This window comes from Pseudoalteromonas sp. bablab_jr010 (assembly GCF_016464105.1).
Classification (GTDB): Bacteria; Pseudomonadota; Gammaproteobacteria; order Enterobacterales; family Alteromonadaceae; genus Pseudoalteromonas; species Pseudoalteromonas simplex.
This window is the reverse complement of record NZ_JACDWV010000162.1, coordinates 34,402-54,460: the sequence shown is the minus strand read 5'-3', so window position 1 is coordinate 54,460 and position 20,059 is coordinate 34,402. Positions and strand designations below refer to the sequence as shown.

The following is a 20,059-nucleotide window of genomic DNA, read 5'->3' as shown; positions in this document are numbered from 1 at the left end:
TACGCAAGCCGTTATTTTTGTCAACACTTAATTTTGAGAAAAGTTTATTTTTTCAAAACTCAGTCTTACTTGACTCAACCAACTCGTCGTTTTGCTTTTTTGTAAGCAGTCCGCCGTGTCGGTGGATGCGCATTATAGGGATGCGGCGAATTAACGCAAGCACTTTTTTGAGAAAACTTAAAAAAAACTGCCCTTTGTATCCTTTTTAGTCTAAACACCACAAAAGAGAAACTTTATTAACGCTTCAGTAACTTTTTAACCGTATTTAAGGCCATAAAAGTACAATACTCTAAAAACAAAAAGGCCCAGCAATATAGCTGGGCCTTTAAATAGTTCGCGTTTTTAGGTGTTAAGCAATGCCGTATTGATCACGGTATGCTTTTACTGCAGCTAAATGCTCATCCATTGTGCCTTTGGCTTCTAGGTAACTAATTAAGTCAGCTAGTTTTACAATAGAGATAACTTTAGTGCCAAAGTCACGCTCGACTTCTTGAATAGCAGATAACTCAGCTTTACCTTTCTCTTGGCGGTCAAGTGCAATTAAAACACCACTTAAATCTGCACCATTATCTGCAATGATCTCCATAGACTCACGAATAGCTGTACCTGCAGTGATCACGTCATCAACTAACATGATCTTACCTTTAAGTTCAGAACCTACTAATGTACCACCTTCACCGTGTGCTTTTTTCTCTTTACGGTTAAAACAATAAGGTACATCTTTGTCGTGATGATCAGCTAAAGCTACCGCTGTCGTTGTTGCGATTGGAATACCTTTATAAGCAGGGCCGAATAATACATCGTAATCAATGCCCGCATCTTCAAGTGCTGCAGCGTAAAAGCGACCCAAGCGTGCAAGGTCACGACCGGTATTGAATAAACCAGCGTTGAAGAAATAAGGGCTAGTGCGGCCAGACTTTAAAGTAAACTCACCAAATTTAAGCACCTGCTTTTCAAGTGCGAATTCAATAAACTCTTTTTGATAATCTTTCATAACTAATAAACCTACTTCTTTATTAAGCTAATGCTTGCTTTTGAACGTCGATAATTTCACGAATTGAGTGCTTAGCTAATGTAAGTAGCTCATCAAGTTCGTCGAATGAGAAAGGTTCGCCTTCAGCTGTACCTTGAATTTCGATGATTTTGCCAGTTTCGGTCAAGATCACGTTCATATCTGTTTCGGCTTCAGAATCTTCTAGGTACTCAAGGTCACTAATTGGTTGACCTTTATATACACCAACTGAAATTGCCGCAATCATATGCTTAAGTGGGTTTGAATTGATCATACCTTTACTACGCATGTAAGTAAGCGCATCAACTAATGCAACACATGCACCACTGATTGATGCTGTACGTGTACCGCCATCAGCTTGAATAACATCACAATCGATAGTAATGGTATTTTCACCTAACGCCTTTAAATCAACCGCGGCACGAAGCGCACGTGCGATTAAGCGTTGAATTTCCATAGTACGACCGCCTTGCTTACCGCGCGATGCTTCACGACCATTACGAGTATGTGTTGAACGAGGTAACATACCGTATTCAGCCGTAACCCAACCTTTACCTTGGCCTTTCATAAAGCGTGGTACACCAGCTTCAACAGTTGCTGTACACAAAACTTTAGTATTTCCAAACTCTACTAATACTGAACCTTCAGCATGCATAGTGTAATTACGTGTGAATGTAACCGGTCTAATTTGGTTAGGTGTTCTTTCGCTTGGACGCATTAACGATCCCCTTAATTCTGAATTTGCCACATTATAAGTCGATGTGGTGCTAGATGCCATGTTCATTTACATAATTAACTGCATCAGAAAAGCACATTTCAGAAAATTTACGCTAGAGGTTAAAAGCTGATTCGGTATAATCAGTCAACTTTGTAAATTTAATAACACTAGGAAATCATCCATGATCCACAGCATGACAGCTTATGCGCGCCGCGAAATTAAAGGCGAATGGGGCACTGGCACTTGGGAAATTCGTTCAGTAAACCAACGTTACCTTGAAACTTTTATCCGCGCACCTGAGCAATTTCGTGGCATGGAACCGGTTATTCGTGAGCGTTTACGTAAACATTTACAACGCGGTAAGGTTGAAGTTTTCTTAAAGTTTGCTGCAAATCCAGCGCATGTTGGTGAGTTAACGATTAACGAATCACTCGCTGAGCAATTAATTAAAAGCGCACAATGGGTGCAAAACCAAAGCAATGGTGACATCAACCCAGTTGATATTTTACGTTGGCCTGGCGTTATGGAAGCCGAAGAGCTCGACATGGATAGCGTAAACACTGCGCTAATTGCAGGCTTCGATGAAGTGATTGAAGATTTTAAACAAGCTCGCGGCGATGAAGGCGCAAACTTACAAGAAATGATCGCAACTCGCCTTGATGCTATTTTAGAGCAAGTAGCCATTGTTGAAGGTCACTTACCTGAAATCGCTAAATGGCAACGTGAAAAGCTAAACCAAAAGCTAGAAGAACTAAAAACAGACATCGATGAGTCTCGTCTTGAGCAAGAGCTTATTTACCTTGCACAAAAGCAAGATGTTGCTGAAGAACTTGACCGCTTAAAGTCGCATGTTAAAGAAACCAAAAAAATCTTAACTAAAGGCGGCGCATGTGGCCGACGCCTAGACTTTATGATGCAAGAGTTTAACCGTGAAGCAAACACATTAGCGTCAAAGTCTATCAACAGTGACATCACAAACGCTGCGGTAGAACTAAAAGTGTTAATCGAGCAAATGCGCGAACAGATCCAGAATATTGAGTAAGATTAGTAGTCAAACTTCCAGCAAAGCCCTATTTACATAGGGCTTTATTTTATCTCCAAATTTTCCCGCCCCCTTCAAAGCTTGCTATTTAAAAATCCATCTGCGAAATTGTGAGCCAGACAAAATTAAAATAAGCTCAACTTAAAAATAATTATCAGCGCACTTTTAAGTCTTAAATTACTCATAAAAGGTTAGTCTAACTCTATCTATTAGGAGGAATATATTTAGTATAAAACATACTCTAGATTAAAAGGACTACTCACTACTTTTACAAAGGATTGAAATGTCTGTTCAAACTCAAACTCTAAGCGATATTGCCTGCACAGTCCCTGGTGCTACCGATCTTTTCAATGATTACAATCTAGATTTTTTCTTAAATGGCAAACAGCAACTCAAAGTAGCACTGGCCAATGCCAAAATAGATAAAGCAGCTTTTCTTTTTAAACTCACAAATTTAGAGCAAGCAGAAAATAAATCTCACTTTAATTGGCAAACTCAATCGCCAATAAAATTGGTTGCGCATATCATTGATAACTTTCATGAAAAGCACAGAATACAATTCCGCCAATTACTCCACATGTGTAAAGTAGTTCAAGAAAAAAGCTCTTTTAAAGAACTTTTTCCACAACATTTAGAGTCTCATCTATCACAGATGCGTTATGAACTTGAAGAACATATGATGAAAGAGGAAGCTATTTTATTCCCTATGATTATGAAAGGGTTTTATCCCTCAGGGCCTATTTCTGTGATGGAAGCTGAACATCAAACTCATGCACAAGCCTTAGACACACTCGTCGAACTTACCAATAATTTTACTCCACCTATAGAAGCAGATAATGATTGGCAATTATTGTATTTGCAAATTAAAGAGCTATATCTAGATCTTAAAGAACACATACATTTAGAAAATAATGTTTTATTTAAACAATAAATCAAGAAGTCGTGTGCCTAATTAAAACATGCTACTAAATTCCCCTATTCAATGATGGCTTTGTAGAGTTGTATTATTAAAGTGCTCAACTGTTAACATCTACCCACTAAGGAAGAGTTAACTCAACGAACAGCTTTGCTAGACTCAACACACATCAAAATAAATAAGGGAAAGCAATGATAGCCAAAATAGGTATTTTAACTGTGAGCGATCGTGCCAGCAGAGGTCAGTATGATGATTTATCAGGCCCCGCTATTAAAGATACTTTAAACGATTACATAAACTCCCCTTGGCAAGCAGTGTATAAACTTGTTGAAGATGAACAGCCGCTCATAGAGCGTGTACTATGTGAACTTGCCGACCAGCAAAATTGTGCACTGATCATTACCACAGGCGGAACAGGACCTGCTAAGCGAGATGTAACGCCAGAAGCGACAGAGGCTGTTTGTGATAAAATGATGCCCGGATTTGGTGAGTTAATGCGTCAAGAAAGTTTAAAATATGTACCTACCGCTATTTTATCCAGGCAAACAGCTGGGATACGGGGAAATTCACTCATTATCAATTTACCTGGCAAACCAAAAGCAATTCGCCAATGTTTAGATGCTGTTTTCCCCGCAGTTCCTTATTGTATCGATTTACTTGAAGGTCCCTATATCACCTGTAACGAAGACGTTATTCAAGTCTTTAGGCCAAAATCAAAATAGTAACCCGTAACGCAAAGCCTTAAGTTTATTGCTTGGGCCACTAAAGACAATAAACCAGCAACAATGTGCTGGTTTATTGTTATAGGGTTTAATTACCCCTTATTTGATACGTCAATTAGCTCAACCGTACCATCTTCACGCACTTCTGCAATTTGCCCTCTTGGCTCATCCATAAAGAATAAGGTAACAAAACCAATCATCGCGGTTCCAGCAATAACATAAAAGAAGGTTGCATAATCAACGAACGATAACACTGTTAAAAACGTCACAGCCCCGACATTACCGTAAGCACCAGTCATTCCCGCAATCTGGCCGGTTAAACGGCGTTTAATTAATGGTACAACTGCAAATACGGCACCTTCGCCAGATTGCACAAAGAAAGAACATGCCATAGCTGTTACTACAGCTAACCACAGCGGCCACTGTGCATCGACCATTCCCATTAAAAAGTAACCGGCTGCTAGGCCTGCCGTTAAAATTAGTAACGTTGTTTTACGACCAAATTTATCAGAGATCCAGCCTCCAGCTGGGCGCGACATTAAATTCATAAATGCGTAAGCGCCAGCAACCATACCTGCCATCACAGGATCGAGCGAGAATGTATCTGCAAAAAATAATGGCAACATAGACACAACCGCAAGCTCTGAACCAAAGTTAGTAAAATATAAAATATCTAACACTGCAACCTGCTTAAAACTATAACGATGCAGCTCAGGCACTTCTTGCTCAAATACCCCCTTATTTACACTCCAGACCTTTTTAACTTCAAATAAATAAAGTAACACTAGAGCACCATAAGTGATATTAACCACATTTGCTTCAAGCATGCCGACACCATTAGGTGACAATTTCCATGTTAATAATGCAAGCGCGGCATACATTGGAATTTTCATGATTAAAAGTAAGAAAAAATCACCTTTAGAGGTTACTTCCATAGCCCCCAAGTTCTTTGGTCTAAAGTAAGTAGACCCTTTTGGTGTATTGGTCACATTGGCATAATAAATAAAACCAAAAACCAAGCTCAATAACCCGGTAATACCTATTGCATAACGCCAGCCATCATCGCCCCCGACTAACAATGCAATGGTCGGTAAAGTAAATGCAGCAGCTGCTGAGCCGAAGTTACCCCAGCCCCCATATATACCTTCTGCGGTACCTAGCTCATGATGTGGAAACCATTCAGAAACCATGCGGATGCCAATCACAAAACCTGCACCTATAAACCCAAGTAGAAATCGAGCAATAGCAGCTTGTAAAAAGCTATCAGCAAAGGCAAACATAAAACACGGAATAGAACACACAACTAATAGGCTCGAATAAACAAGCCGAGGGCCATACTTATCTGTTAGCATGCCAATAATGACCCGAGCGGGGATCGTTAAAGCAACGTTTAATATCAGTAAGGTCCGCACTTGTTCTGTGGTTAATCCAAGTGAGGTTTTGACTGCCTGTAATAGTGGGGCAAAATTAAACCACACCATAAACGTAATAAAAAATGCCATCCAACTAAGGTGCAGCACTTTCATTTTTCCAGTAAAGGAAAAAATCGTAAACTTTTTACCTGCCATAGTACTCTCCAATAACTTCATTTAGCCTTATTTTGGATAGCCTATAGCTGAAAAATATTGATGTATATCAAGCAATAACAAGCTGCTGGAAAGGCACAATTTTGACTTACCTACTTTGGTAAACGTCATATTACGTGTAAGCACAAGCCTACTAAGCAACACTACTCACAAAGAGATAAACAAATATCCTGTCGGAAAAAAGCAAGATTAAAAGTAATAGTTCTGAGATTATGATTTCTTTGGTAGGTAAAAAAGAAAAAGCCCCCAAAGAGGCTCTGATCGCGGAAGTTCAAATTTCAGGTTAATACTTATATGTCAGCATTAACCACACTTTGTCAGTATCAGTGGCATAATCATCAGCTTGATAATTTGCATACTTTAGTAAGACATTGGCATGCTTTGCAAAAGCATAAGCAGCTGATAGGTTAATTTCATCACCATAATCAATGCTTTGCTCATTACTTTGATAACTATGATAGGTCGCAGCAAGTTTTACACCCGATATTTTTGCGCTTACACCTAGGTATAAATCTTCAATGCCTTCTGTCGGTGTTGCTAAAAACTTATCTGCAAAACCTTGGAATTTATGAGCTGTTGCTAATGGCGTGCTAAAGCTAACACCATTGTCTGCACCTAACACTTCATAGCCCACCGTCCAATTAACAGACGCTAAGCGACCTTGTAGCTCAACAAGCAAGTAGTCTGCATCATAGGACGCAGCATTGTCGGCATAATCACTTTGACGCGCATAGCTTAAGGTATATGTTAATGAGTCAGTAATCGCTCCCTTTGCACGTAAGCCAAGTGTTTGGCTTGATAATGCTGAAGCTGAGTCAAAATCAAACAGATACGCAAAGCCTGTTAAAGTTAATTGTTTATTAAACTGATAAGCAGCATTGGCAAAGTGTAATTTGCCATGCAAATCTCCCGAAGGGCTATCTTCACCAAAAATACGATTAACATTATATACGTAGCTATAATCAAGCTTGAATGCTGAGTTAGGTTTATAAACAATCCGATAGCCATCAAATGTTTGTTCATTCTGACGCCATGCAACACCACCAACAAAACGCTGATCATCTAAATTAATACGTTGTCGACCCGCAATAAACTCCAACTGATCATTGCTATATTTTAAGCTAGCTTGATTCAGCTCAGTCCCTTTAGGATCAGCCACAACAGCATGATCAACATAGCCATTTATTGTACTGTTATAATTTTCACTACCAATAACAGATACATTGTCAAACTCTATTAGCGCTTGCACACCTTTGAGCGTAGCCGATGTATAATTTAAACGTGTTAACAAGGTCGATGCATTTGCCTGCTCAGCGACACCTTGTTGATCAACATTTTCAAAGCGGTAACGAAACATCCCGTGCGTTTCACCATTTGCTAGCATGTTTTGTAAATTATCGACTGTATCCGCATGAACTTGCCACGACACACTTAAGGTAACCACAGCTGCTATAATTGCGATTTGTGTTTTCATATCACTACCTGCTATCTATATAATTGCTAGTAGCCTACGAGCAGGCCGCCTTTTAAAACTTGACTTAAATCAATAAAATCATTGCGTTACCAACAAAACCCAACACTCACCCACAAAGAGGTATAACATCGACTCTCCCGTTGGTGTAGGCTAGATTACTCAGATCACCTTAACCGAATATCTAAAAACAAGACGGGTAAAACTATGCAGCTAGATCAAACCAACACGATGCGTTACTGCCGCCACATTTTATTACCGCATGTGCAAGAAGAAGGGCAAGAAAAGCTTATGAGCAGTCATGTTCTTGTGATTGGTGCAGGCGGACTTGGATGTGCTGCTTTGCCTTATCTAGCAGCATCGGGAATTGGGAAAATAACGGTTTTTGATGGCGATACGGTTGATGTAACGAACCTGCAAAGGCAGATACTCCACCCAGAACATTCGGTTGGCATAAACAAAGTCGAGTCAGCAAAAAAAGCATTGGCTTTAATCAATACGCAAAATCAGATTGATATTCATGCTACACACTTTAAGAAGCAACACGAGCACTGTATAGAAAATGCCGATGTCGTAATTGATTGCAGTGATAATTTAACCACTCGCTTATTAATAAACAAACTATGCTGGCAACATCAAACACCATTAATTTCAGGCTCGGCTATTCGCATGGAAGGGCAAATAATACACTTTCCAATGCGTAACAATGACCCTTGTTATGAGTGCGTTGCGCGTTTATTTACAGAACCTAACCTAAGTTGCATGGAAGCAGGTGTTCTTTCACCGGTTGTTGGGACAATCGGCACATTACAAGCAACAGAAGCAATAAAAAGCCTGCTAGGTTTAAACCCAGACCAAGTAGCATTAACGCTATACGATGCACAAACACTCACTTTTATTACATTTAAAATAGCAAAACACACACATTGCAAAATATGCCAGCCCAGAACATAAAAAACACGTGTGATACAGCGATTAACCTGGGCGACCATCTGCTCTAGGTTTAGTCAAAATAGGAAAATAGACTAATACAAATACACCATAGGCTAAGCACCAAGCAATGACTGATGCAAAAATAAAATAATGGCTAAAGTCGTTAATCAGCAAGGCACCAAACACCCTTACTATGGCCGCTATCAAAATTAATGCAAATGCAATAATAATTGAATGGCGAACGATGAGTTGTCGCCCTGTATGCCCAAGGCTGACACGAGCCATCATACTGAGGATCATGTTTCCCATTGCGCCCACCGTTAAAGCATGAAATGCCGTAGACACAGTCACTAAATTAGATAAGTAGGATAGGCCAATTAGAAAAACCCCAACTGGAATGAACCAGTAAGCAACATGCAAACTCCATAAGAGTGGCGTATTTAATGTTAAGCTAAAATGCCAACGCCACGCACGTATCACGTGAGCAACGGCACAAAATACCATTAAAATACCTATGAAAGTTGCTGGAATATAATAAATTGCGCCAACAAAAAACAACACACAAATAAACAAGGTGCTCCCTAAGCTCATTATTTCAAGCCAAACTAAAGGCTCTGGCTTAGGCGTCTTTGTGGCGTTGGCTGTAAAAAATGGGATCACACGCCCGCCTAGCAAGCTCATGAGCAATGTAATTAACCATATTGCCGACATAAACCCATGAGAGTAAAGAGCAGGTATTTTTAAAATCACACCCAAATGCATAAATAAATTAGCGGCGCTGAGTAATACAATAATTGGAACAAAAAACAAATTACGGGTTTGTCCAACAGCAATTATTGGTTTTGCGAGCCAGTACCCGGCTAAAGGTAAAAACAATACATCAATAGCGAGCATTAACCATTGCGGTGTAAAACTCATAAGCATTAACACTCTTGCTAGCAGCCATACTCCTACTAAAACAGCTAACTTTTTACCTTTGATACTGGGGATAGATGTCCAGTTTTGCACCGCGGTTAATAAAAAACCAACAACAATCGCAGAGACAAAACCAAAAATCATTTCGTGGCTGTGCCAAAATAAGATATTTCCGTAAGGAGTAAATGAGTATTGGCCGCTCAATGCAAGCTCCCATAATACCAACGCCACACAGCTAAACGCACCACCTAATAAAAATAAAGGTCGAAATGCAAGTCTCAATAACACCGGCATTGGTTTTACTTTTTCATCCGAAGTTGCTTGTTTCATAGATCATCATCTTCTAAAAAATTATAACTTGATGCCTCTTTTAACCTACGTTGGTATCGTTGCGCTTTCAATGCGAAGTACATCACCATCATACAAGCCGCTAATACACCATAAAGCATCATGAAGCTGGCACTATAGAAGCCTACAAAATCAACGGCATAACTAAAGAGTATGGGTAAAGTAAAGCCTCCTAACGCACCAACAGCTGCCACAATCCCGCCCACTGCGCCCATTTGTTGCGGGTAATGTTCATGGATCATCTTGAACACACTCGCTCGGCCGAAACCCTGCGCAAGACCGATAATAAAAAGCAGTGCCGTAAACACCCAAACATTAACTGAAATAGTTAAATCCACATCTTGCTCAACACCGTGAATTGTCATAGTGGTTGGGGGGTAACTTAAAAAGAATAAGCAAACTAAGCAGACCCAAAAAACACTCCAGTTAACACTACGCCCACCGTATTTATCAGCAAACCATCCTCCTAATGCTCTGATCACCGATGAAGTGGCGACAAAAAACAAAGTAAAGGCCATCGCTTGGGTTAAAGAGAGTTGATACGCCTGCATATAATAATAAGGTAACCACAATAGCAGCGCTAAAAAAGAGCCAAAAACAAAGTAATAGTACAACCCCAAACGCCATATATGATGATTTTTTAGTAATTGCTGCCAACGTTGCGGCGGTTGATAAATCTGTTCAGAGAGTACAGGCTGCCTGGGCGCTAATAGCCAAAACATGACAGCAATAATAGCCAACCCTAATGCATACGCAGGACCAACCCACTGCCAGCCATAGTTTTCGATCAACCAAGGAGCAAATACGAGTGTAATTGCAGCACCAGAATTACCAACACCGAACACTCCCATCGCAGTACCTTGCTGTTTTCGAGGAAAGAAGTCACAGACATAACGAATGCCGATAGTAAATGAACAACCACTAATGCCAATCCACAGACCAATCATTAATAAATAATTGTAATTTGAAGCAACATAGAGCAGTAACAAAGCAGGTATGCAAAGTAACATTTGCAAAACAAACAATAGCTTTGCAGACATGCAGTCAACCAATAAGCCAACAGGGATACGTAAAATGGCGCCCGTCAACATAGGTGCTGCCAGCAGTACACCAATTTCAGTCACACTTAAATGCCACATTGATGCTATCGGCAGAACGATTGCTGCATACAGAGTCCAAACTGAAAAGTTGGCTGCAAATGCTAGAGTCGCTAGCACTAAAGCCCGATTTCTTTCCAACTCTTGCATCCCTCCCCCCTTAGCTGGTTGCAAAACGACGTTTCGCACTGTGCGTTAAAACCTAATTTTACCTAAAGCGGCTGTAATGTATGCCCTTCTACCTACAATGCATCGGTTTTTATGTTTTACCAAAATAAGAGCAACAACAAATAAAACAAAAATAAACAAAATCAACAACTTAACTGAAATCCTCAACTACCACTTATTGGGTATTTTTATACCCAGAACAAATAACATAAATCTTAATTTAAGCAAAAATGGTTATTTCAATATTGAACAATGGGCAGCTTTTCTTGCACTATTTACGTAACTTCTGAGCAATGATAACTCGCCATGTTAAGTACACACATCGATACTGGATTTAAGTCCTCAAGTGGCATTAAAGAAATAAATGAAGACTATGCAGGCTTTTTAGTTCCTAAAGATGAATACCTTAGGTATGTAAAAGGGTGCGCCTTTTGTGTTGCAGATGGAGTGAGTTCAGCTGAGGCTGGTAAAGAAGCAAGCGAAACCGCAGTCAAACGCTTTTTAAGTGAATATTTTAAAACCCCTGATACTTGGTCGGTCAGTCGCAGCGGGGAGCAGGTTTTATCGGCAATAAACTTACGCCTTTTTAGAAAAAGTCATGAGTTTGTGCATGATAACAAGGGCTATTTATCAACCTTTAGTAGCTTGGTTATTAAAGGAATTCATGGGCATATATTTCACGTTGGCGACAGCCGAGTGTATCGCTTAAGAGATGCAATATTCGAGCAACTTACCACAGATCACACAACTCATTTAGGGCAAGGAAAATCATTTTTATCACGTGCCATGGGAATGGATAACAACCTACACATTGACTACTGCAGCGTCGAGTTACAACAAGGTGACATCTACCTACTAAGCAGTGATGGCATCCACGATTTTCTATCGACGCAGCAACTGATCCAAACATTAATGCATCAAAGTAGTACAGCATCAATGTCAGAGCGTTTAACTGAATTGGCATTAGAGCAAGGTAGTGACGATAACATTAGTTGTGTAGTGGTAAAAATTAATGAGCTACCCCATCAAGATGAAAGTGACTTTACCGAAGAGCTAACCAAATTACCTTTTCCGCCTGAGCTTAATGCCGGCATGAAACTAGATGGCTATAAAATAATAGAAGAGCTCTTTTCTTCCCCCCGCAGTCAACTTTATTTAGTTGAAGACTGTGAGACCGGTGAACGCTTTGCCATGAAAACACCGTCGGCTAATTTTGAAGATGATAATCACTACATCGACAGATTCATTAAAGAGCAGTGGATTGGCAGTCGTATTGACTCACCCCATGTTGTAAAAATTATTCAGCACACACGTCCTCGTAGCGCCCTCTATTACCTGATGGAGTGGTTAAATGGTGAAAGCTTAGATACTTGGCTGGAAAACAATTACCCACTCAAGCCCAAGCGAGCCATTGCCATTGTAAAACAAGTTGCACAAGCGCTTGAAGCCTTTCATAGCAATGATGCTATTCATCAAGATCTAAAACCGGGTAATATTATGATACTGGCCAATGATGAGGTGAAACTTGTTGATTTTGGTTCGGTTTTTGTTGCTGGTGTCGCAGAACTCTACCGCCCAATAGAACACCTTGGCGCACTTGGAACAGCAAGTTATTCAGATCCAAACTACCTTGTTGGTAAAAATAGCGCCGTACAAGGCGATATTTACAGCCTCGCCACCATTTGCTACGAATTGTTCACCAAACACCTCCCCTATAGCGAGCGTGTAGAGCAATGCACAAGCATGAGTGACTACGACAAGTTACGTTATCAAAGTGCCTCAACTCACAACCCTATAATCCCAGTTTGGTTTGATAAAGCACTACAAAAAGGCGTCAGTTTTGATTTAACCGAGCGCTATGAAACTGTTGAGGGTTTGCTTAATGATCTCACCACCCCTAACCCAATTTTTTTAAAACCAAGCCCTGAACCTAAAGAGGCCAGTAGCTTGGTTTTTTGGAAGATAGTTAGCGGGTTTTGGTTCATTACTTTGTTATTAATGATGTACTTATTCAGTAAAAACTAAGCACCCACTAATTCAACTAAATTATCTTCTCTGTCGAGTACAACATACATGGCTGTATTTTGCCCCGTCTGCACATCGCTCACCATTGATTTCATACTTTTGTCAATCAAACTTGCTTCCACGCTCGCCGCAATACTGGTAATAAACACTAAATCCCAGTCTTTATTAATGGCATCGGCTTCACGGCACAGGGTTTCATAATCAAGTAATTCATCTGGCAATTTATCAACGCACATCACCGGCTCAATTACCCCTTTATTTACATCATTATGTGAGTTTTCAACATTTGCCTTGGTAAATAGCATTAATAATTTAACTTGTTCTGGCTGATAGCGAGCCATTGATAGTAACTCTTGAAACTTACTCATTGTATTCCTCTGACTTTTAGGTAAGAAAAAGAACCAAAAGACTAATGGCTCTAGAAGTGGAGAGAATTAAGGGTTATAGAACTCCCCATTTTTTCTTAAATAAAACCAATAGTTAATAATTACACACACACCATAAAATGCAGCAAAGCCAATCAGTGCCACCTCTGGTGTCGTTGCTTTAATTTGCTGACCTAATACCATTGGGATATAGAATGAACCATATGCAGCCACTGCAGATGTCCACCCTAAAACAGGCCCGGCTTGCTCTTTTGGAAATACCATTGCAATGGTACGGAAAGTTGAACCATTACCAATACCTGTTGCAGCAAACAACACTAAAAACAAAACAAAGAATGGCACAAAGTACTCTTCTGGCGTCGCTGATTGATAAGCAGCTTTCATGTAATAAGCAGCGCCTAGCGATGAAATCACCATCACGACTGAGCACACTTGTGTTACCAGCGCACCACCCAGTTTATCGGCAATCCAACCGCCAACTGGGCGAATTAACGCACCAATAAATGGCGCCATCCACGCAAACATTAATGCACTTGGGCCATTAGGATTTACTGTGTCGTGGGTCATAACACCAGCCACTTCAATATGCTGAAAACCAAAAATCACTTTAATAGCAAGCGGGAATGCCGCAGCAAAACCAATGAATGAACCAAAAGTCATGGTGTAAATAATACTCATCACCCATGTGTGTTTATTTTTAAATATTTGGTACTGCTTTGATAAGCTCTCACCGATTGCTCCTGGCAACATTTTCAACGCAAACACAGTCACAGTCACCACTAACACCAAAACCAACTCTTTAGGTACGCCTAAACCTGAACCATTGGCTGATTCGGGCAGCATTAACCAAAGCCCTGCCGCCGCGGTTGCTAAGCCAATTAACAGCATCACCGAAATCATAGCAAAAGCGCTTATCGGGCTACCTAGATTAGGCGATACCTCTGGAGTTCGAATGTTATTCATTCCAAACCATGAAGCAAAAAATAAAGGAAGCAAAATCAATAACCATAAATAGCCACCATTTTGTATCCATGTATCTGAACCAGCAGGGATTTTACCAATTAAGCTACCCGATGGACTAACCAAGGTTATTGGGTCGCCACCTAATGCACCAAATACTCCATAAGTCATAAATAACGGGATGAGGATTTGCATTGTCGTGACACCAAAGTTTCCTAAACCTGCATTAAGGCCAAGCGCCAAACCCTGTTGTTTTTTAGGGAAAAAGAAACTGATATTTGACATTGAAGAGGCAAAGTTACCGCCACCAAAACCAGAGAGTAAGGCTAGCAATTGATACTGCCATAAAGGGGTTGTAGGGTCTTGCAATGCTAACCCTGTAAAAAATGCAGGTATCATCAACAGTGCAGTCGTAAAGAAAATAGTATTTCGACCACCGCAAAAGCGAATAAAGAAACTACTCGGGATCCGTAGTGTTGCACCAGACAACCCGGCAATCGCCGTGAGCGTAAATAACTCATCCGCCGTGAATGCGAATCCGGCATTCATCATCTGTACTGTTAAAATGCCCCAATATAACCAAACTGCGAAACCACAAAGCAAACTTGGTATCGAAATCCACAGGTTTCTTTGCGCTATTTTTTTGCCTTGGGATTCCCAAAACCCTTCATTTTCGGGCTCCCACCTTTTTAGATCAGCCATTTGCCGCTCCTTATTTATTAGATACGGCCACTATGGTCATAATATCAAGACAGTACAATTCACATAGATGGGTAACAGAATTAAAACAAGCACTACTAGTCACTACCTATAAATGGGTATAAAAAATCCTAACAACCTGTTTTTAAATAAATAATTAATAAGGCTGATAGGTTTTTGGGAGTAGCTTTATTGTTTTAGATGAACCCTAACTTGTTCCACGCTAAGATAATTGCAACCGTTTCTAAGCTAAGTGAAAAATTGAGTCAAGCTATGAGTGTTTCAGAATCTACCGTTTTATTAATTGACGACCACCCTTTATTACGCAAAGGGTTAAGGCAACTCATTGAACTTGAAGATGAACTTACGATCATCGCAGAAGCCTCCAATGGCAAAGAAGGGCTTGCCTTAGCAGTAGAACACGATCCTGACCTAATTATTCTTGATCTTAATATGCAAGGAATGGATGGCCTTGAAACACTCAAAGCCATGCGCCTGCAGGATGTTACTGCGAGAATAATTATGCTTACCGTATCAGATAACGATGAGGATGTATTAACCGCAATTAGCTACGGTGCAGATGGTTACCTATTAAAAGATATGGATCCTGAAGAAATTCTTGAAAAAATGAAACAAGCTGCGGTTGGTAAAATGGTGCTAAGTGAAAAACTCACCGACATACTCGCTCAAGCCATTCGCAAACCTGATGTATCACAAAAAGCGAATCTTATTAATACGCTAACTAGCCGTGAGTTTGAAATTTTAAAACTCATTGCCAAAGGGTTATCAAATAAACTCATTGCACGAGAACTCGATATTTCAGATGGCACTGTAAAAGTGCATGTAAAACATCTACTAAAAAAATTAGATTTGCGCTCGCGTGTTGAAGCAGCAGTGTGGATGATCAATCAACAAAAAGGATCATAATAATGTCGCAGTCAGCTTTATTCTTACCTTTTGAAGAGGCTCGCCAAGCACTTATTGATGACAATACCCCCTGTGTCGAAAGCGAAACGGTGCCGTTAAAACTCGCGCATCAACGAATTATTGCCGAGCCCATTATTGCTGATATCAATGTACCTAGTTATAACAACTCAGCGATGGACGGCTACGCATTTAATTTTAACGATCTCAGTGTTTATTCTAAATTAAAGCTAATAGGCACAGCCTTTGCCGGTAATGCGTATAACGGGCAATGGCAACAAGGTAGTTGCATTCGCATCATGACAGGTGCCCCTATTCCTGAAGGCTTTGATACTGTTGTTATGCAAGAGCAAGCAATTGTGAACAATACTGTTGATGGCGATTTTATCACTTTTAGTCGCCCCTCAAAAAAAGCACAAAATGTGCGCTACCAAGGTGAAGACATCACAAAAGGCGAGACAATTTTTACCAAAGGTCATCGTCTAAAAGCAGCAGACATTGGCATGTTAGCATCATTGGGCATTGCATGTGTTAACGTATACAAACCACTAAAGGTCGCTATTTTATCTACTGGCGATGAAATATTTGAGCCTGGTTGCCAACGTGTTAATGAGGGAATTTTTGACAGCAATCGCTATAGCTCTGCATGTGTATTAAATAACTTAGGGTTTGAAGTACTGGACTTCGGCATTATTAATGATGACCCAAATGCGCTAAAAGCAGCCTTTGAGCAAGCGATTGAAAGTGCTGATGTGGTTATTTCATCAGGTGGTGTATCAGTTGGTGAAGCAGATCACACCAAAGCGGTGTTAACTCAACTTGGCAGCATGCAATTTTGGAAAGTCGCAATTAAACCTGGTAAACCCTTTGCTTATGGCCATTTTAAAAAGAAAAACGTTCACATGTTTGCAAAGCGTTTTATGGGCTTACCGGGTAACCCAGTTTCAAGCTTAGTCACCTTACATCAACTCGCCTTACCTGCGCTTAGAAAAATGGCCGGTGAATCAATCACAGCAACACCAAACTTACGTTTACCTTTAGCGAGCACCGTTAGTAAAAAAACGGGAAGAACAGAGTTTATGCGAGCGACCTTATCACATACAGAAGCAGGCTCAGTCGTTACGCCACTTAAAGGACAAGGTTCCGGGGTTTTAAGCACCTTTAGCAAAAGCACGGGTTATCTTATTCTTGATGCAAACCAATCACAGTGGCAAAGTGGCGATATTGTTGCTTTTCAACCATTTGATATCGCACTTAATTAGTTTTTTAAGCAGCATAATGAACGCAAAAAAACCAGATCGTGTCACTGCTATGTACCAGCTCATCGCGCAAGTTAAAGATGAGCTGCCTCTATACGAGCCCGATACCTTTTTTTGCGGCCCTAATAACTCCTGCGTAGGTTGTCCCAAAAAGCTTATGGAACTTGTTGATACTGAGCTATGTTACTGGGAGCACCAACTGAGCATTGGCACCATCCCTCACTTTGATGAAATATCTCGCTTTGCAAAACTATGTAAAAATGTCAGACGCGGATTAGTCAGAAACAATCTCGTATCCCCCTGAGCAATGCATTGCATCTGCTTTACCAATCAAATACCACGTTTGTGATAATTGAGGCTGCAGTTGGATATAAGATAATTGCGTGATCCACACATTGATCAAATGCGCCCCTGCATGAGTTGGTAATCTTACAGAGATTAATGTGCCCTTTTCACCTTGCCAGCTCACCTCTTTGATGTGTTCAATCTGTACTTTTAATTGATTCACAAAACTACTTTGGCAAAGGGCATTTTTTGCAAGACCAACACGGTTAGCCCTGAGCATAAGTGAAACGGTTTGCAGCTCTGTATGATGAGCATTTAATCGCGTAAAGCAGCGCTGCTGCCCCACCTGATACTCACTTAACCCTAACTCATAATGATGCGCAATGACTGTGGCACTAAAGGTAGATACAAACTCACTGGCTGAACGCACAGCCTTAACCGCTTGTTGCTGCTCTGAGGGTAAGCTGGCTTGCTGATAATGACGCAAACCACTTTCGACGGGGTAAGCTTGCCAAACTTGATTATCACCTTGCTTTAACTGTAAAAGTGTTGAGTCTGCTAGTGCTAATATGTCTTCAAACTGATGACACGCAACTAAGGCTGCTGCATTAGCTAATTTTAAATAATGACGAATAACCGCAATACAATGACGTTTGCTAGTTTGATCTAAGCCACAAAGCACCTCATCCAAAAGTAACAAAGATGCTCCTTTTAGCATGGCTAGCAACAATGCAACACGCTGTTTTTGACCACCGCTTAATTGCTGGCACGGGGTTGTTAATTTATCGCTTAATCCTAATGGTTCAATAGCCCATTGCACATCAAAAGGGGTCACTTGCTGCTGAGTAACTAACTTAATGAGTTTAGCCACAGTGATACCGCTAAATGGCAAAGCAGATTGGGTCACATAAGCAATATGGCGCTGATAGGTGGGTAAACCTTCTTGCAGCTCAGCCGCCACTTTAATATTTCCCAAGCACTGAGATAAACCTGCTATGGCATTAAATAAACTTGTTTTGCCAGCACCGCTTGGAGCCAGCAATACCGCAATGTGTTGACTTTCTAGTGAGCAAATAAAGTGCTGCTTAACAGGTTGCTCAATGGTGATATTAAAATCAGCCACTGTGTCTTTGAGCACTAAGTCAGTCACATTGACCTCGCGAAGCCGTACTAGCTAGTTCATTCATTTGAATACTTTGTCGTTGCCAGCACTGACAAGCAAAAACCGTCACAAACGAAAAAATCAGCATTAGCCCGGCTAATGAGTCTGCTGCTTGTAAATCTAAACTTTCTACATGTTCAAAAATAGCGAGCGATACAACTTGTGTTTCCCCGGGAATATTGCCGCCAATCATTAATATCACCCCAAACTCACCAATCGTGTGGGCAAAGCTCAGTGTTGCTGCTGTTAATATTGTTGGCTTTATGGTGGGTAATAAGATTAAAAAAAATTGCTTTGCAGGTGAAAAGCCAAGTAATGAACCGGCCTGATATAAATCAATTGGTAGTTGCTCAAAAGCACTTTGTAACGGCCTAAAAGCAAAAGGTAAGCTATAGATCATTGATGCTAAAAAAATACCTGAAAAGCTAAACACCAATTGCACACCTAACACTTCATTCAACCAAAGCCCAAGCCCTTGATTAGGAGAAAAAAGAACTAAAAAATAATAACCAATCACTGTTGGCGGCAAGACTAACGGTAAGGTCACGAGCGTTTCGATTAAAGGCTTTACGCCATGCCGACTGCGCGCCAACCAATACGCACACGGTACGCAGATCACAAGCAAGCTTAAGGTTGTTAACGAAGCGAGCTTAAGGGTTAAATAAATCGCCTGTAAATCGCCTTCACTCATGGCAATTTATAACCCATTTTTTGAATTAAAGTATGAGCTGGCTTGCTTTGCATAAACTCAAAAAAAGCACGAGCATGGCTTGATGTTGAGAGCAGTAGTACATCTTGCGTGATAGGCTCATACCAGCTTTGTGGAATTTCAATCGCTTTAGCTTGCTGCTGTGGCCGCAATACGCTTTTCGCAACAAAACCCAAATCAGCATGACCACTGTCAACATATTGAAAAGCATGTAGCACCGAGTTGCCTCTTATAAGACGCTTTGGTTTAAATTGTAGTTGCTCAAGCGCCTGAATTGCCGCGTTTCCGTAAGGCGCATATTTAGGGTTTGCAATGGTCAGTGTTAAATTGCTGGCACTGCTTGTTAATTGTTCGAGAGTTACATCTTGCTTATTTGCATACAAAACTAATACCCCCGCAGCGTATTGGGCTGTTTCAATGCCTATTCCTTGTTTATTCAGGCGTGCGGGGTAAGCTTTATCAGCAGAAAAAAATAAATCAAATGGCGCACCATGCATAATTTGCGTCGCCAATGTTCCCGAAGAAGCCGTTGATACTTTAATTGCAATGGGCTGATCATAGGTTGCAATAAATAACGCAGTTAACTGCTCCATTGTGGCACTAAAATTTGCCGAGCAGGCTATGGTTAATTGTGCGCTTGAGTTATCGGCCCTTGCTGTTTTAATTACAAGTACACTGACTAACAGTAAAACAAAATATCCATGCTTAAAAAATTTACGCAT

19 protein-coding genes are annotated in these 20,059 nt (G+C 40.5%); 8 read left to right on the top strand and 11 right to left on the bottom strand.

Annotated elements, in window-relative coordinates; all coding sequences use genetic code 11:
- Nucleotides 1-349 precede the first annotated feature (349 nt).
- Both pyrE and rph read right to left on the bottom strand, forming a co-directional pair.
- Nucleotides 350-994 carry an orotate phosphoribosyltransferase gene (pyrE, locus tag JIG37_RS17655; RefSeq protein ID WP_054554229.1) on the bottom strand — a complete coding sequence of 215 codons (645 nt, stop codon included), beginning with the start codon at nucleotides 992-994 and terminating at the stop codon, nucleotides 350-352.
- Nucleotides 995-1,016: 22 nt separating this feature from the next.
- Nucleotides 1,017-1,730 carry a ribonuclease PH gene (gene rph / locus JIG37_RS17650; RefSeq protein ID WP_054554228.1) on the bottom strand — a complete coding sequence of 238 codons (714 nt, stop codon included), beginning with the start codon at nucleotides 1,728-1,730 and terminating at the stop codon, nucleotides 1,017-1,019.
- Between the two features lie 181 nt (nucleotides 1,731-1,911).
- Here rph and JIG37_RS17645 point away from each other — a divergent pair, with 181 nt between their 5' ends.
- The 3 genes from JIG37_RS17645 (at nucleotide 1,912) to mog (ending at nucleotide 4,410) form a co-directional block, all read left to right on the top strand.
- Nucleotides 1,912-2,772, top strand: coding sequence for a YicC/YloC family endoribonuclease (locus JIG37_RS17645; protein WP_166339461.1), 861 nt, complete (start codon nucleotides 1,912-1,914; stop codon nucleotides 2,770-2,772).
- Between the two features lie 283 nt (nucleotides 2,773-3,055).
- Nucleotides 3,056-3,703 carry a DUF542 domain-containing protein gene (locus JIG37_RS17640; protein WP_166339463.1) on the top strand — a complete coding sequence of 216 codons (648 nt, stop codon included), beginning with the start codon at nucleotides 3,056-3,058 and terminating at the stop codon, nucleotides 3,701-3,703.
- A 176-nt stretch (nucleotides 3,704-3,879) separates the two neighbouring features.
- Nucleotides 3,880-4,410 (top strand): molybdopterin adenylyltransferase, encoded by a 531-nt coding sequence (mog, locus tag JIG37_RS17635; RefSeq protein WP_199529958.1) that lies wholly within the window; start codon nucleotides 3,880-3,882, stop codon nucleotides 4,408-4,410.
- A 92-nt stretch (nucleotides 4,411-4,502) separates the two neighbouring features.
- Here the strand turns inward: mog and JIG37_RS17630 are convergent, their stop codons facing one another.
- Together JIG37_RS17630 and JIG37_RS17625 are read right to left on the bottom strand one after the other, a co-directional pair.
- Nucleotides 4,503-5,978, bottom strand: a complete 1,476-nt coding sequence (locus tag JIG37_RS17630; protein ID WP_166339467.1) for a NarK family nitrate/nitrite MFS transporter — start codon at nucleotides 5,976-5,978, stop codon at nucleotides 4,503-4,505.
- A gap of 301 nt (nucleotides 5,979-6,279) precedes the next feature.
- Nucleotides 6,280-7,470, bottom strand: coding sequence for an alginate export family protein (locus JIG37_RS17625; protein WP_199529957.1), 1,191 nt, complete (start codon nucleotides 7,468-7,470; stop codon nucleotides 6,280-6,282).
- A gap of 204 nt (nucleotides 7,471-7,674) precedes the next feature.
- Between JIG37_RS17625 and moeB the strand changes: the two genes are divergently transcribed.
- Complete coding sequence (gene moeB / locus JIG37_RS17620) at nucleotides 7,675-8,421, top strand: molybdopterin-synthase adenylyltransferase MoeB (RefSeq protein ID WP_199529956.1); 747 nt, start codon at nucleotides 7,675-7,677, stop codon at nucleotides 8,419-8,421.
- 21 nt (nucleotides 8,422-8,442) lie between these two features.
- Here moeB and JIG37_RS17615 read toward each other — a convergent pair whose 3' ends face one another.
- Both JIG37_RS17615 and JIG37_RS17610 read right to left on the bottom strand, forming a co-directional pair.
- The gene (locus JIG37_RS17615; RefSeq protein WP_199529955.1) at nucleotides 8,443-9,645 is read right to left on the bottom strand and encodes an NnrS family protein; all 1,203 of its coding nucleotides are present in this window, start codon (nucleotides 9,643-9,645) and stop codon (nucleotides 8,443-8,445) included.
- Nucleotides 9,642-10,910 carry a nitrate/nitrite transporter gene (locus JIG37_RS17610; RefSeq protein WP_166339475.1) on the bottom strand — a complete coding sequence of 423 codons (1,269 nt, stop codon included), beginning with the start codon at nucleotides 10,908-10,910 and terminating at the stop codon, nucleotides 9,642-9,644. The genes JIG37_RS17615 and JIG37_RS17610 overlap by 4 nt, the downstream gene beginning before the upstream one ends.
- A gap of 324 nt (nucleotides 10,911-11,234) precedes the next feature.
- Between JIG37_RS17610 and JIG37_RS17605 the strand changes: the two genes are divergently transcribed.
- The gene (locus tag JIG37_RS17605) at nucleotides 11,235-12,953 is read left to right on the top strand and encodes a bifunctional protein-serine/threonine kinase/phosphatase (protein WP_166339477.1); all 1,719 of its coding nucleotides are present in this window, start codon (nucleotides 11,235-11,237) and stop codon (nucleotides 12,951-12,953) included.
- On the opposite strand, the gene JIG37_RS17600 is transcribed toward JIG37_RS17605, so the two are convergent.
- Together JIG37_RS17600 and JIG37_RS17595 are read right to left on the bottom strand one after the other, a co-directional pair.
- Nucleotides 12,950-13,321, bottom strand: a complete 372-nt coding sequence (locus JIG37_RS17600; RefSeq protein WP_199529954.1) for a ribonucleotide reductase subunit alpha — start codon at nucleotides 13,319-13,321, stop codon at nucleotides 12,950-12,952. The genes JIG37_RS17605 and JIG37_RS17600 overlap by 4 nt on opposite strands.
- A gap of 66 nt (nucleotides 13,322-13,387) precedes the next feature.
- Nucleotides 13,388-15,001 carry an MFS transporter gene (locus tag JIG37_RS17595; protein WP_199529953.1) on the bottom strand — a complete coding sequence of 538 codons (1,614 nt, stop codon included), beginning with the start codon at nucleotides 14,999-15,001 and terminating at the stop codon, nucleotides 13,388-13,390.
- Between the two features lie 270 nt (nucleotides 15,002-15,271).
- Here JIG37_RS17595 and narL point away from each other — a divergent pair, with 270 nt between their 5' ends.
- The 3 genes from narL to JIG37_RS22745 are packed head-to-tail and all read left to right on the top strand — an operon-like array spanning nucleotide 15,272 to nucleotide 17,485.
- Nucleotides 15,272-15,925, top strand: coding sequence for a two-component system response regulator NarL (gene narL / locus JIG37_RS17590; protein WP_166339483.1), 654 nt, complete (start codon nucleotides 15,272-15,274; stop codon nucleotides 15,923-15,925).
- A 2-nt stretch (nucleotides 15,926-15,927) separates the two neighbouring features.
- Entirely contained in the window at nucleotides 15,928-17,184 is a 1,257-nt protein-coding gene (gene glp, locus JIG37_RS17585) for a gephyrin-like molybdotransferase Glp (protein WP_199529952.1), read from the top strand.
- A 16-nt stretch (nucleotides 17,185-17,200) separates the two neighbouring features.
- On the top strand, nucleotides 17,201-17,485 hold the full coding sequence (locus JIG37_RS22745; RefSeq protein ID WP_244664404.1) for a hypothetical protein: 285 nt from the start codon (nucleotides 17,201-17,203) through the stop codon (nucleotides 17,483-17,485).
- Here JIG37_RS22745 and JIG37_RS17580 read toward each other — a convergent pair.
- From JIG37_RS17580 to modA, 3 genes are read right to left on the bottom strand one after another with little or no spacing between them, the layout of a single operon-like run.
- Nucleotides 17,456-18,616: an ATP-binding cassette domain-containing protein gene (locus JIG37_RS17580; RefSeq protein WP_199529951.1), complete on the bottom strand. Its 1,161-nt coding sequence runs from the start codon at nucleotides 18,614-18,616 to the stop codon at nucleotides 17,456-17,458. The genes JIG37_RS22745 and JIG37_RS17580 overlap by 30 nt on opposite strands.
- The gene (gene modB, locus JIG37_RS17575) at nucleotides 18,609-19,319 is read right to left on the bottom strand and encodes a molybdate ABC transporter permease subunit (RefSeq protein ID WP_199529950.1); all 711 of its coding nucleotides are present in this window, start codon (nucleotides 19,317-19,319) and stop codon (nucleotides 18,609-18,611) included. The genes JIG37_RS17580 and modB overlap by 8 nt, the downstream gene beginning before the upstream one ends.
- Complete coding sequence (modA, locus tag JIG37_RS17570) at nucleotides 19,316-20,059, bottom strand: molybdate ABC transporter substrate-binding protein (protein WP_199529949.1); 744 nt, start codon at nucleotides 20,057-20,059, stop codon at nucleotides 19,316-19,318. Before modA ends, modB begins: the two co-directional genes overlap by 4 nt.

What these genes read in the sequence shown, in the direction of transcription:
- JIG37_RS17640 (WP_166339463.1), top strand. Translation starts at nt 3,056, where the DNA reads ATGTCTGTTCAAACTCAAACTCTAAGCGATATTGCCTGCACAGTCCCT.
- JIG37_RS17615 (WP_199529955.1), bottom strand. Translation starts at nt 9,645, where the DNA reads ATGAAACAAGCAACTTCGGATGAAAAAGTAAAACCAATGCCGGTGTTA.
- JIG37_RS17625 (WP_199529957.1), bottom strand. Translation starts at nt 7,470, where the DNA reads ATGAAAACACAAATCGCAATTATAGCAGCTGTGGTTACCTTAAGTGTG.
- mog (WP_199529958.1), top strand. Translation starts at nt 3,880, where the DNA reads ATGATAGCCAAAATAGGTATTTTAACTGTGAGCGATCGTGCCAGCAGA.
- JIG37_RS22745 (WP_244664404.1), top strand. Translation starts at nt 17,201, where the DNA reads ATGAACGCAAAAAAACCAGATCGTGTCACTGCTATGTACCAGCTCATC.
- glp (WP_199529952.1), top strand. Translation starts at nt 15,928, where the DNA reads ATGTCGCAGTCAGCTTTATTCTTACCTTTTGAAGAGGCTCGCCAAGCA.
- rph (WP_054554228.1), bottom strand. Translation starts at nt 1,730, where the DNA reads ATGCGTCCAAGCGAAAGAACACCTAACCAAATTAGACCGGTTACATTC.
- JIG37_RS17610 (WP_166339475.1), bottom strand. Translation starts at nt 10,910, where the DNA reads ATGCAAGAGTTGGAAAGAAATCGGGCTTTAGTGCTAGCGACTCTAGCA.
- JIG37_RS17645 (WP_166339461.1), top strand. Translation starts at nt 1,912, where the DNA reads ATGATCCACAGCATGACAGCTTATGCGCGCCGCGAAATTAAAGGCGAA.
- JIG37_RS17600 (WP_199529954.1), bottom strand. Translation starts at nt 13,321, where the DNA reads ATGAGTAAGTTTCAAGAGTTACTATCAATGGCTCGCTATCAGCCAGAA.
- JIG37_RS17605 (WP_166339477.1), top strand. Translation starts at nt 11,235, where the DNA reads ATGTTAAGTACACACATCGATACTGGATTTAAGTCCTCAAGTGGCATT.
- modA (WP_199529949.1), bottom strand. Translation starts at nt 20,059, where the DNA reads ATGCGTAAATTTTTTAAGCATGGATATTTTGTTTTACTGTTAGTCAGT.
- modB (WP_199529950.1), bottom strand. Translation starts at nt 19,319, where the DNA reads ATGAGTGAAGGCGATTTACAGGCGATTTATTTAACCCTTAAGCTCGCT.
- pyrE (WP_054554229.1), bottom strand. Translation starts at nt 994, where the DNA reads ATGAAAGATTATCAAAAAGAGTTTATTGAATTCGCACTTGAAAAGCAG.
- moeB (WP_199529956.1), top strand. Translation starts at nt 7,675, where the DNA reads ATGCAGCTAGATCAAACCAACACGATGCGTTACTGCCGCCACATTTTA.
- narL (WP_166339483.1), top strand. Translation starts at nt 15,272, where the DNA reads ATGAGTGTTTCAGAATCTACCGTTTTATTAATTGACGACCACCCTTTA.
- JIG37_RS17630 (WP_166339467.1), bottom strand. Translation starts at nt 5,978, where the DNA reads ATGGCAGGTAAAAAGTTTACGATTTTTTCCTTTACTGGAAAAATGAAA.
- JIG37_RS17595 (WP_199529953.1), bottom strand. Translation starts at nt 15,001, where the DNA reads ATGGCTGATCTAAAAAGGTGGGAGCCCGAAAATGAAGGGTTTTGGGAA.